Source organism: Jannaschia seohaensis, assembly GCF_900116765.1.
Classification (GTDB): Bacteria; Pseudomonadota; Alphaproteobacteria; order Rhodobacterales; family Rhodobacteraceae; genus Jannaschia; species Jannaschia seohaensis.
In genome coordinates this window covers 85,955-99,525 of the sequence record NZ_UETC01000012.1, presented here as the reverse complement: position 1 = coordinate 99,525, position 13,571 = coordinate 85,955, and the positions used below count along the sequence as shown (strand labels likewise).

Below are 13,571 nucleotides of genomic sequence, written 5' to 3'. Positions count from 1 at the left end.
GACCCGTCCGATGCTCCTGTGGCGAGAAAGACGCCATGTTCCGTTTGAGAGCTCGATCGCCCACGGCAGAGCGTCGGCCCCCAGACACACAGCCCTGCGCAGGCCAGTCGCCAATCTGCGCACGGATGCAGTCCCCGGGCTGTCAGAGAAGGTCAGACCGATCCAGGGCGGGACGCCCCGGCCCATCGCGCACGTCATCTCGGCGCAATTTAGCGTCGCCGAGAGCCGACAGACCGAGCAAGCGCGCGGGGCCGCAAACCTCAACCGACCAGTGTCATCACCGCGGCGGCGAGCGCCGTCGCAAGCGCGCCCGCCACGAACCAAACTGGCCCGGAGAAATCGCGCCCTTTGGACACGACGGTGAGTGGCTGACGCTCTCGTCTCAGGACCGCATCGACGGTCTGGGGCAAATGCGGACCGAAGCGAGACAGGACCTTCGCCGTCCGCCAGAGATCACGGGCGACGGCTTGAGGTCCAAGGTTGTCGCGGATGTAGCGCTCCACCTCGGGACGGGCCGCCTCCCAGATGTTCATATGCGGGTTGAGCATACGCGCCACGCCCTCGACCACGATCATGGTGCGCTGCAACAGGATCAATTCGGTCCTGGTCTCCATCCCGAAGCGCTCCGTCACTTCGAAGAGATAGGCGAGCAGCCGCCCCATCGAAATCCGCGATGCATCCATACCGAAGATCGGTTCACCGACCGCGCGAAGCGCCTGCGCGAACAGGTCGACATCGCGGTCGGCCGGCACGTAACCCGCTTCGAAATGAACCTCCGCCACGCGGCGGTAATCCTTGCGGATGAAGCCCATGAGGATCTCGGCATAGACCCGGCGCGTATATTCGTCGAGCCGGCCCATGATCCCGAAATCCAGGGCCACGATATCGCCGTTCGGCGCGACCTTGAGGTTCCCCTGATGCATGTCGGCGTGGAAGTAGCCGTCGCGCAGGGCGTGGCGTAGGAACAGCTGTATCACGCGGTCCGCCAGGGCCTGACGGTCATGCCCGGCGGCATCCAACGCGGCGAGATCCGCCAACTGGACGCCCTCGGCCCAGTCGAGCGTCATCATCGAACGGCCGCAATAATTCCAGGCGACGGCGGGAACCGAAAAGCCGTCGTCGCGCTCGGTCGAGGCTTTGAACTCGCTGGCGGCGGCGGCCTCGGTGCGCAGGTCGAGTTCCTGCTGAACGGTCAGGTCGAAATGGGCGACCACGTCCATCGGCCGAAGGCGCCGCGCCTGGGGGGCGACCAGCTCCACCACGCGGGCGCCGAGATAGAAGGCGTCGATATCCTTGCGAAAGGCCCGGGCGATGCCGGGGCGCAGAACCTTGACCGCCACCTCGCGCCCGCTTTCGGCAAGGCGGGCGCGGTGGACTTGGGCGATGGAGGCGGCGGCGACAGGTTCGGAGAACTCCGAGAAAGCGGATTCCAGCGGAACGCCCAACTCCCGCTCCACGACCTTTCGGGCCGCATCGGTCGGGAAGGGCGGCAGCTTGTCCTGGAGGACACGCAACTGCATCGCCATCTCGGGCCCAACGAAATCGGGCCGGGTCGAGAGGATCTGACCGAACTTGATATAGCTCGGCCCCAGCGCCGTGATCGCCCGGGTGATGGGCGGCAAATCGGGATCGCCCTCGAAACCGAGCCAGCGGAACGGCCAACCGAGCACCCGTGCTGCAATGCGCACGGGGCGCGGCGCATCCATCTGATCGAGCACGGAGGCCATCGCCCCTGTCCGCTCGAACGTGCCCGCAGTGCGGACGAGCCGCCAGATATTGTGCGGGCCTCTCAAATCTTCCAACCCGAATGAAGCGCCGCGATCCCGAAGCTGAGATTGCGATAGGACACGTTTTCAAAGCCCGCCGCTCTGATCATCTCGGCAAAGCGATCCTGCGCGGGAAAGCGGCGAATTGATTCGACGAGGTACTGATAGCTGTCCCGGTCGCCCGCGATGGCCTCGCCCATCCGGGGAATGACGTTGAAGGAATAAAGGTCGTAGGCCCGCTGCATCAGGGGGTTGGGCAGCTGACTGAACTCCAGCACCATCAGACGGCCGCCGGGGCGGAGCACGCGGAAGGCCTCCGACAGGGCGTCCTCGATTCGGGTGACGTTCCGGATGCCGAAGCTGATCGTATAGACGTCGAAGGTCTTGTCCTCGAAGGGCAAGGCCATCGCATCGCCGACGACCCAGTCGAGCCGGTCGGCCATGGCCTCGGCCTCGGCCCGCTCGCGGCCGGCGACCAGCATCCCCTCGGTCATGTCGCAGACGACGGCGGTGGCGCCGGGCGCGCGCTTGAGAAAGCGGAACGCGATGTCGCCGGTGCCCCCCGCCACGTCCAGCAGGCGCTGGCCGGGCCGGGGCGCGAGCCAGTCCATCATCGCGTCTTTCCAGAGGCGGTGGATGCCCAAGGACATCGCGTCGTTCATCACGTCATATTTGCTGGCCACGTTGGAAAAGACGCCATGCACCCGGCCGGCCTTCTCCTCTTCGGGGATGTCCTCGTACCCGAAATGGGTAGTCCGTCCGCTCTCTTGCGTCATGGCGCGTGCTTCCTCATGTGGTCCGGGTGACTTATAGGGCGCGACCGCCCGCCCGCAATGAGGCCCCATGCCCGAACTTCCCGAGGTCGAAACCGTCCGCCGCGGCCTGACGCCCGCTCTGGAAGGCGCGCGGCTCACGCGCGTGGAGCTGCGCCGCCCCGATCTGCGCTGGCCCTTTCCCGAAGGCATGCAGGCGCGGCTGGAAGGGGCGACGATCACGGCCTTGGGCCGACGGTCCAAATACCTGCTGGCGCATCTCGACCGGGGCGAGACCCTGATCGTCCATCTGGGCATGTCAGGCCGCATGGTGGTGGACGACATCCGTCTGGGCCAGTTCCACCGCGACCCCGCCTGGCTGCCACAGCACGATCACGTCGTCCTCCATACCGACCGCCATCGCGTCACCTTCAACGACGCGCGCCGCTTCGGCTTCATGGACCTGGCGCCGACCGACGCGCTGGAGACGACGAAGCATTTCGCCCGGATGGGCCCCGAGCCGCTCGGCAACGGCTTCCACGCCGCGCATCTGATCGCCGCCTTTCGCGGCAAACAGACGCCGGTGAAGGCCGCGCTTCTGGATCAGCGGGTCGTGGCGGGGCTGGGCAACATTTATGTCTGCGAGGCCCTGCACCGCGCCGGCATCTCGCCCACCCGCAAGGCGGGCCGTATCAGCGCCGCGCGGGTCGCGGCGCTCGTCCCCATCATCCGGGATGTCCTGACCGAGGCCATCGAATCGGGCGGCTCGTCCCTGCGCGACTACCGGCAAGCCGATGGAACGCTTGGCTATTTTCAGCACGGCTTTCGCGTCTACGACCGCGAGGGAACCCCCTGCCCGACCGAGGATTGCGAAGGCCGGATCCGCAGGATCGTGCAATCGGGACGCTCGACCTTCTACTGTCCCGCCTGCCAGCGATGAGGGCGGCGACGCGCGACTGCGCCGCCTCGCGACAGAAAAGCGGGCCAGAGATCACTTGACCCCCACCCCGATCCGGGGTCAGGCAGGCAGACCGGCTGCAACTTGCGGAGCGCGCCCATGGGATATGAGACCCTGAACGTCGACGTCAGCAACCACGTTTGCGTCATCAAGCTGAACCGCCCCGATGCGCTGAACGCGCTGAACTCCAAGCTGCTGGGCGAGTTGGCCAAGGCGCTGACCGCCGCGCAGGGCGACAACAAGGTGCGCTGCATCATCCTGACGGGCTCGGAAAAGGCCTTCGCCGCCGGGGCCGATATCCGCGAGATGCAGCAGAAGGACTTCATCGACGTCTTCATGGGCGACCTGTTTGGTCCCGAATCTGAGGCGATCTTGCGGGTCCGCAAACCGATCATCGCGGCGGTGGCGGGCTTCGCCCTGGGCGGCGGCTGCGAGTTGGCGATGATGTGCGACTTCATCATCGCCGCCGACACGGCCAAGTTCGGCCAGCCCGAGATCAACCTGGGCATCGTCGCCGGCATCGGCGGCACCCAGCGCCTGACCCGCGCGATCGGCAAGGCCAAGTCGATGGACATGCATCTCACCGGCCGCATGATGGACGCCGAGGAGGCGGAGCGGGCGGGCCTCGTCTCGCGCGTGGTGCCCGCCAAGAAGCTGATGGACGAGGCGCTGTCGGCGGCCGGAAAGATCGCGGAGAAGTCGATGGTCACGGCCACCGCCGTCAAGGAGGCCGTGAATCAGAGCCAGGAGATGGGGCTCAGCGAGGGGCTGCTCTTCGAGAAGCGCATGTTCAACGCGCTCTTCGCCTCCGAGGACCGCAAGGAGGGCATGACCGCCTTCATCGAAAAGCGCGAGCCGCAATTCCGGGACAAATAACCCGCCCCTGCTCGGCGGGTTGACCCGCGCCCGCCGCTCCCATAAAGCCCGCGCATCATGCGCGTGAGGCCCGCTCTGGCCGGATTGGACCTGCAGCAGCTTTGCTGTCCACGCGACAGCGAAGCTGTCGCAAATTAGGGTCGGCGTCACGTTGCAACGAATACGAGACACCTACCGATAGGACCGATCACATGGCAAACTCCCCCCAGGCCAAAAAGCGCGCCCGCCAGAACGAGCGCCGATTCGCCGTGAACAAGGCGCGCCGTTCGCGCATCCGCACCTTCCTGCGCGGCGTCGAGGAAGCGATCGCTTCCGGCGACCAGGCCGCCGCCGCCGCCGCCCTGAAGGCCGCCCAGCCCGAGCTGATGCGCGGCGTCACCAAAGGTGTTTTCCACAAGAACACCGCCTCGCGGAAGATGTCCCGCCTGTCGGCCCGCGTGAAGGCGATGGGCGCCTGACACCGCCCCGTTTGCGCGATTCCCGAGCACCGGCATGCGCAGCCAAAACACAGTCAAGAGATTCGAGAGCCCGCCGCTGCGCGGGCTCTTTTTTATTATAAAATCAAATTATTAGGGCGCATGCAGCGGATTCTTCTCGCCATTGCCGCGAGTCAAGATCGAAGAGTCGTTGCCGCTCCGCACGCCCCCCGCTACCTCATTAAGACCGGCGAGTCAGACCGCCGAATGGGGATGAATAATGGGTTCGGATGCGGACGTGCCCGTCGAGGAGGTGAACCCTCCCGACGCATATAAGATTTTGTCTGAGGACATGACCGCTCGATTGGTCGATGTCCGAAGCGCAGCGGAATGGGGGTTCGTTGGGGGGCCCGATCTGTCTGCTCTGCGGCGCGATGTCATTCGCATCGAATGGCAGAGCTGGCCCGGAATGTCCCCAAACCCGGCCTTCGTCGGGGCGCTGATGGACGAGATGGGTTCGGATCCTCCGATCCTCCTGTTCCTTTGCCGCTCCGGCGGACGGTCGAAAGCGGCCGCGCGTGCCGTCACCCGGGCCTATGCCGCCCGGGACGTCGCGGTTCGCTGCATCAATGTGGCCGAAGGCTTCGAGGGCGACCTCGATTCGGACGGTCACAGAGGCGTTTTGGGCGGGTGGAAAGCGAGGGGCCTGGCGTGGCGCCAGACATGATGAACATGGTTGCGGGGGCAGAACGAAACGGCATGACGAACGCGGGTTGGACGCAAGCGAAGACGGGGATCGGGCGAGATGTCGGCGCCCACAACTACAAGGCCTGGATCGAGCCGCTGAGCTTCGTTTCGCTCGAAGAGGGGACGTTGCGTCTGACCTCGCCCACCGATTTCATCGGCAAATGGGTCGTGCAGAACTTCTCTGATGTGATCCTTCAGCATGTTGCCGCCGCCGGGGTGCCTGCCTCGCGGGTCGTCTGCGCCGCCGCGGGCACGCCAACCGCCACCGCGCCTGCGCGCCCCACCATGCGCACCGAGAACTCGCTGGACCGCCGCTTTACCTTCGACAGCTTCGTCGTGGGCAAGTCCAACGAACTCGCTCATGCCGCCGCCCGCCGCGTCGCGACCGGCGACAGCGTGTCCTTCAACCCGCTCTTCCTCCATGGCGGCGTGGGGCTGGGTAAGACCCACCTGATGCAGGCCATCGCCTGGGAGCTGGCCGACACGCAGCCCGACATCCGTGTCATGTTCCTGAGCGCGGAGCAGTTCATGTACCGCTTCGTGCAGGCGCTGCGCGACAAGTCGACGATGGACTTCAAGCACCTGTTCCGCACCGTCGACGTGCTGCTGGTCGATGACGTGCAGTTCATCGCGGGCAAGGAATCGACACAGGAAGAGTTCTTCCACACGTTCAACGCGCTGGTCGACCAGGGCAAGCAGGTGGTCATTTCGGCCGACCGCAGCCCCGCGCAGATCGGCGACCTGGAGGAGCGGATCACATCGCGGCTGCAATCGGGCCTCGTGGTCGATCTGCACCCCGCCGATTACGAGCTGCGCCTGGGCGTGCTTCAGCACCGGGTCGAGACCTTCGCCGCCCGCCACCCCGACTTCCGCGTGGCCGATGGCGTGCTGGAGTTCCTGGCCGCCCGCATCTCCACCTCGATTCGCGTGCTGGAAGGGGCGGTGACCCGGCTTTTCGCCTATGGCGACCTCATCAAGCGCGAGATCACCGTGGAACAGGCGCAGGACGTGCTGGGCGACCTGCTCCGGGCCTCCGAGAAGAAGCTGACGATCGACGAGATCATGAAAAAGACCTGCGAGCACTATAACTTGCGCATGTCCGACATGACCTCGTCCCGCCGCTCCCGGGCGGTCGCGCGGCCGCGCCAGATGGCGATGTATCTGTCCAAAAAGCTGACCCCGCGCAGCTATCCCGAGATCGGGCGCAAGTTCGGCGGCAAGGACCACACGACGGTGCTCTATGCCGTGCGCAAGATCGAGGAACTGATCGCCGCCGACGTGCAGATCGCCGAAGACGCGGAACTGCTTCAGCGCAAGCTAGAGGGTTGAGGGCGGGGACCTGCGGGCCCCGCCGGAAACTCTACTGCCGGAAGATCGCGCGATTGCCGCTGCCTTGCTGGTGCAGCCCGGCGGAATTGCTGCGGCCGTTCTGCAAGAACAGCACCTCGTTATCGTCGCCAAGGATGGTGAACAGGATCGCGTTCAGGCCTCCCGCCTGCTCGGCCGCGAAGACGTTGCCATCGCCAGTCACCGTCCCGGTGACCGCGTTCCCGCTCCCGGTCTGCGTGACCACGCCCGCGACAAGCCCCGTCTGCGCCCGCCCCAATGACAGCGGAAGCACCGAGACAGCCGGTGCGAAACCCTTCAGTATACATTTAAACTCAGATAGTTACAGAAAACCCCCTGTTTGAAAAATATCACGAGGCCGCGACAGCCGCGATACCATCTGCCCCGCCACGTCCGAGAGCCGGGTCCGACTAAGCGGACCCGGCTGAGAAACGCGTCGAATTTCTGGCGAAATAATCGTGCGACGCGCGGCAGACGCGTCATCGCCCGGACCTGAAAACAACCAAAACAAACACCGCCACTAAATCCTCGAATCTCCCCTCCCGGACGCCCACCTTCTGGCATCTACCGCCGGCATGGGCGCATTCACTCGTGACCTCTTCACTGTGACTCAAATAGGCCCTGTGAGCAACGAAAAGATCCGTTTCGAACATGAAATCGCCCAATTCTAACCCGGCGGCGGGAGGGGCTTGACCGTCAAGCGCCGACGGTAAGGCGCCCCACCAGCACGGGACAAGTACTTCAATTCGTTTCACATTTTCCACTTTTCGCCCCGTCCTCACCCTGAACGGCGTCCCCGCGTTTACAAACGGCGACATGCTCCCGTCCCGAAGAGGACAAAATTTGGCGTCGGCCGAGAATCGGTCGGCCAGGCAATTGGAATAGCCAAGAATGTCTTTTGGAACGCGCCGGCTCGGCCTCCTCGCCGCGCTCTGTCTCGGTTAACCCGCCCTCGCGCAAGACCTGGTATACACCCCGGTCAATCCGTCCTTCGGAGGCAACCCGCTGAATTCCTCCCGCCTGCTGAGCACCGCCAACGCCCAGCGCGAGGCGACGGCCTGGGACGCCGATGACGGGGACGATGTCTTCGATCCGGGCGACCCGGGGGATGGCGGAACCATCGATGCCGACCTGTTCGTCCGGCAATTGGAGGGACGTCTGCTCTCGGCCCTGGCAGGCCAGGTCACGGACGCCATCTTCGGCGAGAACCCGCAGGACGGCGGCACCGTCGTCTTCGGCACCAACACCGTCGAGTTCACCCGTTCTGTCGGCGAGATCCGGCTTCAGATCACGGACGCGCTGGATGGCAGCGTGACCGAGATCATCGTCCCGCAACTGGTCATCAATTAACGATGCCCGACGCCGCCTGCGCCGCCCTGACAAGAGTTTTCCGCTTGCCTCCGCGTTTCAAGACCATTGCCATTTCCGCATTGCTGATCGCCGCGCTGGGCGGCTGCAACCTGTCGCTCCGGGACAGCTACGAAAGCGAGTACCGCGCGACGGTCGGCTATCTGACCGAACAGAACCGCGCCCTGCGCGACGTGCCGCCGCCGGCGAAGCGGGTGACCGTCGCGGTCTACGGCCTGCCGGACCTGACCGGGCAAGACAAGGAATCCCCCAACGGCCAGACCCTGTCCCGCGCCGTGACGCAGGGCGGCTCCGCCGGGCTGGTCAAGGCGTTGCAAGACGCGGGCGAGCGGCGCTTGTTCTCGGTGCTCGACCGCTCGAACTTCGACAACCTCATCCGCGAGCGCCAAATCATCACCGAGATGCGCCGCCGCTACCGCGACGAGCAGCAGATCAACGCCTCGGTCCTGGGCCCGCTCAACCATGTGGGGATCCTCATCGAAGGCGCCATTCTCGGCTATGACACCAACACCGTCACCGGAGGCGCGGGCGGGCGCTACCTGGGTATCGGCGCGAATCGTCAATGGAAGCTCGACGTCATCACCGTCAGCCTGCGCGCGGTCTCGACCGAGACGAGCGAAGTGCTGGCCAGCGTCGTCGTCCGCAAGCCGCTCGCCTCGATTCGCGACCAGGGCAGCATCTTTACCTATGTCGCCCTGGACGAGCCGCTGGAGGCCGAAGACAGCCGATCCATCAACGAGCCCAAGCAACTCGCCATCGAGCAGGCCGTGGAGAAAGGCGTCATGGCGCTGATCGCCGAGGGCGCGCAGCTGGGGGTCTGGGAGTTCGCCGACCCGGTCGCGGGGCGCAATTACATCGCGGGCTATACCGCGCAGAAATTCGACGGCGAGGTGCCCGCCAATGCCCTGACCGTGGTCCCGCCCGAGACCCGGAATGCCGCCGACATCCCCGGGGGACCGACGCTCCAAAGCGGCCGCCTAGCGCAATCGGGGCTCGACCACAGCATCGCCCTCGACGTCACAGGCCGCTCGAACCTCTTTGCCGTCCGCCAGACCGGTCAGGCTAATTCTATCACCGGGACGATCTTCGGCACTCGACACCAAGCTTCCATAGCCCAGGCCGGTCACGCAAGCGTGGTGCGGTTCAGCCAGGTAGGCGTGGGAAACAGTTTTAGGATCAGCCAGTTGTCGTGGTAAGCACGGGGAATTGGAGGTCTGAATGGCTATTCGTAATATTCCCAGCCTTATTTTAGACTCTGTGCTTGCCCTGCCCGTAATGGCCCAGGAAAACACCCTGATTCTACTTCAGATCAGCCCGCCCGGGAACGCGCCGGGCAATACCCTTTTTCTCGATCAGTCCAACACGATCCAATCGACCGTCGCAGGCGATGAGCTGGGATTGCCCCCTGCCGTGTAGAACGGCTCCGGCATCAGTGCGGACATCACGCTCCAGGGGGCGGATGTCGACGCGGTGCTGCTCCAGGGGACGGCAACCGCCCCGTTCTCCAACAACTCCGCGCAGATCGACGCATCGGGCAATGCCCTGTTCGCCAGCATCGTCCAGGAGGGGCGCGCAATACCGGCCAGATCAACCTCGACGGCAGTTCCAGCCAGGCGCCTCTCTCGCAGCGCGGGAACGACAATGTGGGAACGGTCTCGGTCGAGGCCGACAATGCCTCCGGCCGGTTGGAACAAATCGGGTCCGACAACATCTTCGAGCTGACCGTCACGGGCGACGGGTCGAACGTGACCTACCAACTCGTGGGATGCGGCGTGAACGGGACTCAAGCCAATGGCGGGCCAGCGGTGTTTTCCAACGCGGGCGCGATCTCCATCAGACAAACCGTGCTCGGCCAGAACTGACGCGATGCGCGCTTGGATCGGTTGCCTCGCGGCGGGCGCGCTGGCCTCGCCGGCGCTTGCGGCGGGCGACCCGCCCTTGCTGTTGATCGAACTGGCCGCTGCGGATGGCTCCGTGACCGTGGTCGCGCGCGTCGTCGGAGAGCCTGGGAGCGTGCTCTCCGGCCATCTCCTGCTGGAGCGCGTGGCAGGCGGGAACCGGATGTCCTCGGCGCAATCCTCCGAGGTGGAGATCTCCGCCTCCGGCAGCGCCCGGATCGCGCAGGTCTCGCTCAATCTCGGCCAGCCCGCGCGGCTCGATGCGACGCTGACGCCGACCGGCACGGACGGTCCGCTTGCGACCGCCACCTATTCCCTCGTGATCCCCGCTCCTTGAAAGGTTCCATTTTCGCAATGACCGGACGCCGATTCGCCGCCGCCCTCGCCGCCCTTTCGCTCGCCCCCTGCCCGCCCTGGCGCAAGATCAGTTCGTTGATGCCTTCCCCGGTTCGTGGTTCGCCTTCGAGCCCGCCTGGTCCGATGGCGGCAGTTGCACGGTGGAGCTGACCCAGACGCCGAACACGGCCGGCTCCTACGCGGCGACCACGCGCCATTGCGTGGCCCCGCTCTCGGAGACAGCCAACTGGACGATCGAAGCGGGCCAGATCCGCCTTTTGGCCGGCGAAGACGGGCCCGTCATCACGGCACTGGGCGGCAACCAGTTCCGCATCTCCGGCGACCTCGCGGATTCGACCCGCTCCGTCATCCTGGAGCGGGCCAATGGCGACGCCAAAAGCCAGGCGATCCGCACGGCCATCGCAACCTATCGCTGCATCTATCGCGGCTTCTCCTCGGACTGCGCCGCGCCCGACGAGCTGGCCAAACCTGAGACGCCGGCCGTGCGCACCATCGTGAACCTCAATGTCCGGGCCCAGCCGCGCTTCGACGCGCCGGTCATCGGGGTCGTACCCAGAGATACCGAGATCACCGTCGAGGAATGCCTCGTGCCGACCGATGGCTTCTGGTGCGAGGCACGCTTCGGCGCGAGCACGGGCTTGTTCACCCGCACGGCTCTGCGAGAGGACACCTGTCCGATCCTGACCTTCGTCGAGGCCGACTGACGCCGCGGCCCTCAAGGCGCGCGACAAGCCGAAATCGTCGTTGCGCCTTGGCCCGACCCGGCTATTCTGCGCGTCCCGACAGGCAAGGATCACCCAATGAAGTTCTCCATCGAGCGGGCCGCGCTCCTGAAGGCGGTCAGTCAGGCGCAATCGGTCGTCGAGCGGCGTAATACCATCCCGATCCTTGCCAACGTCCTCATGAGTGCCGAGGGCGACAGCGTCTCCTTCAAGGCGACCGATCTCGATATCGAGGTGATCGACACGACTCCGGCTCAGGTGGAACGGGCGGGCGGCACGACCGTCAACGCCGTGCTCTTCCACGAGATCGTGCGCAAGCTGCCCGACGGGGCCCTGGTCCAGATCTCCGAGGATCAGGCCGCCGGGCGGCTCACGGTCATCGCGGGACGCTCCCACTTCCAGCTGGCGACCCTCGGGAAAGAAGATTTCCCCGTGATGGCCAGCTCCGATTACGACGCCAATTTCGTGTGTGACGCGCCCGTGCTGCGCCGCCTCTTCGACAAGACCCGCTTCGCGATTTCCACCGAAGAGACGCGCTACTACCTGAACGGCGTCTACATGCACGTGGCCGACGGCGAGGAGGGCCGCAGCCTGCGCTGCGTGGCGACCGACGGGCACCGTCTCGCCCGGGTCGACGCGCCCCTGCCCGAGGGGGCCGAGAACATGCCCGGCGTGATCGTGCCGCGTAAGACCGTGGGCGAGCTGCGCAAGCTGCTCGAAGACGACGAGGCGCAAATCGCGGTCTCCGTCTCCGAGACCAAGATCCGCTTCGCCACGAAAGACATCACGCTGACCTCCAAGGTGATCGACGGCACCTTCCCGGATTATGCCCGCGTCATCCCCACCTCCAACAGCCGCAAGCTCGAGGTCGACGCCGCCGATTTCGCCCGCGCCGTCGACCGGGTCGCGACCGTGTCCTCGGAACGGTCCCGCGCCGTGAAGCTGTCGCTCGACGAGGACCGGCTGACGCTCTCGGTCAACGCGCCCGATTCCGGCAACGCGGAAGAGGAACTGGCCGTCGCCTATGCCGACGAAAAGCTGGAGATCGGCTTCAACGCGAAATACCTTCAGGAGATCGCGTCGCAGGTGGATCGTGAGAACGCCGTTTTCCTGTTCAACAATGCCGGTGATCCGACCCTGATGCGCGAAGGCGACGACCGCAGCGCCGTCTATGTCGTGATGCCGATGCGGGTTTGAGCGCGCATGTCTCAACCCTCGCTCTGTCGCATTTCCGCTCGCACCGCCGCACGCGGCTGAGCTTCGACGGCCGGATCGTCGCGATCCACGGTCCGAACGGGGCAGGCAAGACGAACCTGCTGGAGGCCGTCTCCCTGCTTTCCCCCGGCCGCGGCATGCGTCGCGCCGCCGCCGAAGAGATCATCCGCCGCCCCGAGACCATCGGCTGGCGCATTGCCGCCGAACTGCCCGGCCACGAGATCGAGCTGCGCGCCGAGCCGGGCCAGCCACGCACCACCCGCATCGACGGCAAGGCCCAGCCTCAGGTGGCGTTGGCCCGGCTGCTGCGGGTGCTCTGGCTGGTGCCCTCGATGGATCGGCTCTGGCTGGAGGGCGCCGAAGGCCGCCGGCGCTTTCTCGACCGGATGACGCTCAGCTTCCTGCCCGACCATGGCGACGGCGTCCTGCGCTACGAGAAGGCCATGCGGGACCGGAACCGCCTGCTGCGCGATGGCGTGCGCGACCCGCATTGGTACGGCGCGCTGGAGCATCAGATGGCGCAGGCGGGCGCCGCCATCACCACGCGCCGGCTCGACGCCCTCGCCCGCCTGGAGGCCGCGCAAGAGGACGGCCCCTTCCCGGCGGCAGCCCTGACGCTGGCCGATGAGGGCACGCCAGCAACCGAAGAGGCCCTGCGCGACGCCCTGGCCACCTCGCGCCCGCGCGACATGGCCGCCGGCCGCACGCTCGTGGGTCCGCATCGCGCCGACATGCTCGGCCTCTACGCCGCCAAGGGGATGGAAGCGCGGCTCTGCTCCACCGGCGAACAGAAAGCCCTGCTGATTTCCCTCGTCCTCGCCAATGCGCGCGCGCTCCGGGCCGAAACCGGCGCCGCTCCGATCCTGCTTCTCGACGAGGTCGCCGCCCATCTCGACGCCGACCGCCGCGCCGCCCTCTATGCGGAACTCACCGCGCTCGGCGGGCAATGCTTCCTGACCGGCACCGGCCCCGAGCTATTTGAAGGCCTCGACGCGCACCGACTGAGAGTCACCGAAGCGGCGGGCGAGAGCCAGGTCGACGAGGCCGCGTGACTCCCGGAACTGCACTGCCTTGCGACGCGCTCGACCCAACCGAATAAGGCCGTTTGACACCACCAAATCTTGTGGCAGCTGCGTGACAATCCCCTGG

At 65.9% G+C, this 13,571-nt stretch carries 15 protein-coding genes and 1 pseudogene; 12 read left to right on the top strand and 4 right to left on the bottom strand.

Going from position 1 to position 13,571, the window contains the following annotated elements:
* Nucleotides 1–260: 260 nt before the first annotated feature.
* A complete protein-coding gene (ubiB, locus tag DTQ71_RS18585; RefSeq protein WP_109565800.1) occupies nt 261–1,793 on the bottom strand; it encodes a 2-polyprenylphenol 6-hydroxylase in 1,533 nt (510 codons plus the stop codon).
* Nucleotides 1,790–2,542 carry a bifunctional demethylmenaquinone methyltransferase/2-methoxy-6-polyprenyl-1,4-benzoquinol methylase UbiE gene (gene ubiE / locus DTQ71_RS18580; protein WP_109565799.1) on the bottom strand — a complete coding sequence of 251 codons (753 nt, stop codon included), beginning with the start codon at nt 2,540–2,542 and terminating at the stop codon, nt 1,790–1,792. Before ubiE ends, ubiB begins: the two co-directional genes overlap by 4 nt.
* Before the next feature lie 67 nt (nt 2,543–2,609).
* Between ubiE and mutM the strand changes: the two genes are divergently transcribed.
* From mutM to dnaA, 5 genes are all read left to right on the top strand, one after another.
* Nucleotides 2,610–3,458 carry a bifunctional DNA-formamidopyrimidine glycosylase/DNA-(apurinic or apyrimidinic site) lyase gene (gene mutM, locus DTQ71_RS18575; protein WP_109565798.1) on the top strand — a complete coding sequence of 283 codons (849 nt, stop codon included), beginning with the start codon at nt 2,610–2,612 and terminating at the stop codon, nt 3,456–3,458.
* A 117-nt stretch (nt 3,459–3,575) separates the two neighbouring features.
* A complete protein-coding gene (locus DTQ71_RS18570) occupies nt 3,576–4,352 on the top strand; it encodes an enoyl-CoA hydratase (protein ID WP_109565797.1) in 777 nt (258 codons plus the stop codon).
* Between the two features lie 191 nt (nt 4,353–4,543).
* Nucleotides 4,544–4,810 (top strand): 30S ribosomal protein S20, encoded by a 267-nt coding sequence (gene rpsT / locus DTQ71_RS18565; protein ID WP_109565796.1) that lies wholly within the window; start codon nt 4,544–4,546, stop codon nt 4,808–4,810.
* A gap of 256 nt (nt 4,811–5,066) precedes the next feature.
* Nucleotides 5,067–5,495: a rhodanese-like domain-containing protein gene (locus DTQ71_RS18560; RefSeq protein ID WP_245947648.1), complete on the top strand. Its 429-nt coding sequence runs from the start codon at nt 5,067–5,069 to the stop codon at nt 5,493–5,495.
* A gap of 32 nt (nt 5,496–5,527) precedes the next feature.
* Complete coding sequence (gene dnaA, locus DTQ71_RS18555) at nt 5,528–6,844, top strand: chromosomal replication initiator protein DnaA (protein WP_109565834.1); 1,317 nt, start codon at nt 5,528–5,530, stop codon at nt 6,842–6,844.
* Nucleotides 6,845–6,875: 31 nt separating this feature from the next.
* On the opposite strand, the gene DTQ71_RS18550 is transcribed toward dnaA, so the two are convergent.
* Nucleotides 6,876–7,088 carry a curlin repeat-containing protein gene (locus tag DTQ71_RS18550; RefSeq protein ID WP_170125496.1) on the bottom strand — a complete coding sequence of 71 codons (213 nt, stop codon included), beginning with the start codon at nt 7,086–7,088 and terminating at the stop codon, nt 6,876–6,878.
* Nucleotides 7,089–7,822: 734 nt separating this feature from the next.
* On the opposite strand from DTQ71_RS18550, the pseudogene DTQ71_RS18545 reads away from it, so the two are divergent.
* Nucleotides 7,823–8,212, top strand: a pseudogene (locus tag DTQ71_RS18545) (curli assembly protein CsgF); the annotation flags it as partial.
* 2 nt (nt 8,213–8,214) lie between these two features.
* Complete coding sequence (locus tag DTQ71_RS18540) at nt 8,215–9,426, top strand: CsgG/HfaB family protein (protein ID WP_109565792.1); 1,212 nt, start codon at nt 8,215–8,217, stop codon at nt 9,424–9,426.
* A 156-nt stretch (nt 9,427–9,582) separates the two neighbouring features.
* On the opposite strand, the gene DTQ71_RS18535 is transcribed toward DTQ71_RS18540, so the two are convergent.
* On the bottom strand, nt 9,583–9,786 hold the full coding sequence (locus DTQ71_RS18535; RefSeq protein ID WP_109565791.1) for a hypothetical protein: 204 nt from the start codon (nt 9,784–9,786) through the stop codon (nt 9,583–9,585).
* A gap of 87 nt (nt 9,787–9,873) precedes the next feature.
* Here DTQ71_RS18535 and DTQ71_RS18530 point away from each other — a divergent pair, with 87 nt between their 5' ends.
* The 5 genes from DTQ71_RS18530 to recF all read left to right on the top strand — a co-directional run bounded on the left by DTQ71_RS18530 (nt 9,874) and on the right by recF (nt 13,474).
* A complete protein-coding gene (locus tag DTQ71_RS18530; protein WP_109565790.1) occupies nt 9,874–10,092 on the top strand; it encodes a hypothetical protein in 219 nt (72 codons plus the stop codon).
* 4 nt (nt 10,093–10,096) lie between these two features.
* Nucleotides 10,097–10,465 carry a curli-like amyloid fiber formation chaperone CsgH gene (gene csgH, locus DTQ71_RS18525; protein WP_109565789.1) on the top strand — a complete coding sequence of 123 codons (369 nt, stop codon included), beginning with the start codon at nt 10,097–10,099 and terminating at the stop codon, nt 10,463–10,465.
* A 160-nt stretch (nt 10,466–10,625) separates the two neighbouring features.
* A complete protein-coding gene (locus DTQ71_RS18520; protein ID WP_245947647.1) occupies nt 10,626–11,189 on the top strand; it encodes an SH3 domain-containing protein in 564 nt (187 codons plus the stop codon).
* A 96-nt stretch (nt 11,190–11,285) separates the two neighbouring features.
* Nucleotides 11,286–12,404 carry a DNA polymerase III subunit beta gene (dnaN, locus tag DTQ71_RS18515; RefSeq protein WP_109565787.1) on the top strand — a complete coding sequence of 373 codons (1,119 nt, stop codon included), beginning with the start codon at nt 11,286–11,288 and terminating at the stop codon, nt 12,402–12,404.
* Nucleotides 12,401–13,474, top strand: coding sequence for a DNA replication/repair protein RecF (gene recF, locus DTQ71_RS18510; RefSeq protein WP_109565786.1), 1,074 nt, complete (start codon nt 12,401–12,403; stop codon nt 13,472–13,474). The genes dnaN and recF overlap by 4 nt, the downstream gene beginning before the upstream one ends.
* Nucleotides 13,475–13,571 lie beyond the last annotated feature (97 nt).

Excerpts from the sequence above, each read along its gene's own strand:
- dnaN (WP_109565787.1), top strand. The coding sequence starts at position 11,286 with ATGAAGTTCTCCATCGAGCGGGCCGCGCTCCTGAAGGCGGTCAGTCAG.
- dnaA (WP_109565834.1), top strand. The coding sequence starts at position 5,528 with ATGACGAACGCGGGTTGGACGCAAGCGAAGACGGGGATCGGGCGAGAT.
- DTQ71_RS18570 (WP_109565797.1), top strand. The coding sequence starts at position 3,576 with ATGGGATATGAGACCCTGAACGTCGACGTCAGCAACCACGTTTGCGTC.
- csgH (WP_109565789.1), top strand. The coding sequence starts at position 10,097 with ATGCGCGCTTGGATCGGTTGCCTCGCGGCGGGCGCGCTGGCCTCGCCG.
- ubiE (WP_109565799.1), bottom strand. The coding sequence starts at position 2,542 with ATGACGCAAGAGAGCGGACGGACTACCCATTTCGGGTACGAGGACATC.
- DTQ71_RS18540 (WP_109565792.1), top strand. The coding sequence starts at position 8,215 with ATGCCCGACGCCGCCTGCGCCGCCCTGACAAGAGTTTTCCGCTTGCCT.
- DTQ71_RS18535 (WP_109565791.1), bottom strand. The coding sequence starts at position 9,786 with ATGCTGGCGAACAGGGCATTGCCCGATGCGTCGATCTGCGCGGAGTTG.
- mutM (WP_109565798.1), top strand. The coding sequence starts at position 2,610 with ATGCCCGAACTTCCCGAGGTCGAAACCGTCCGCCGCGGCCTGACGCCC.
- rpsT (WP_109565796.1), top strand. The coding sequence starts at position 4,544 with ATGGCAAACTCCCCCCAGGCCAAAAAGCGCGCCCGCCAGAACGAGCGC.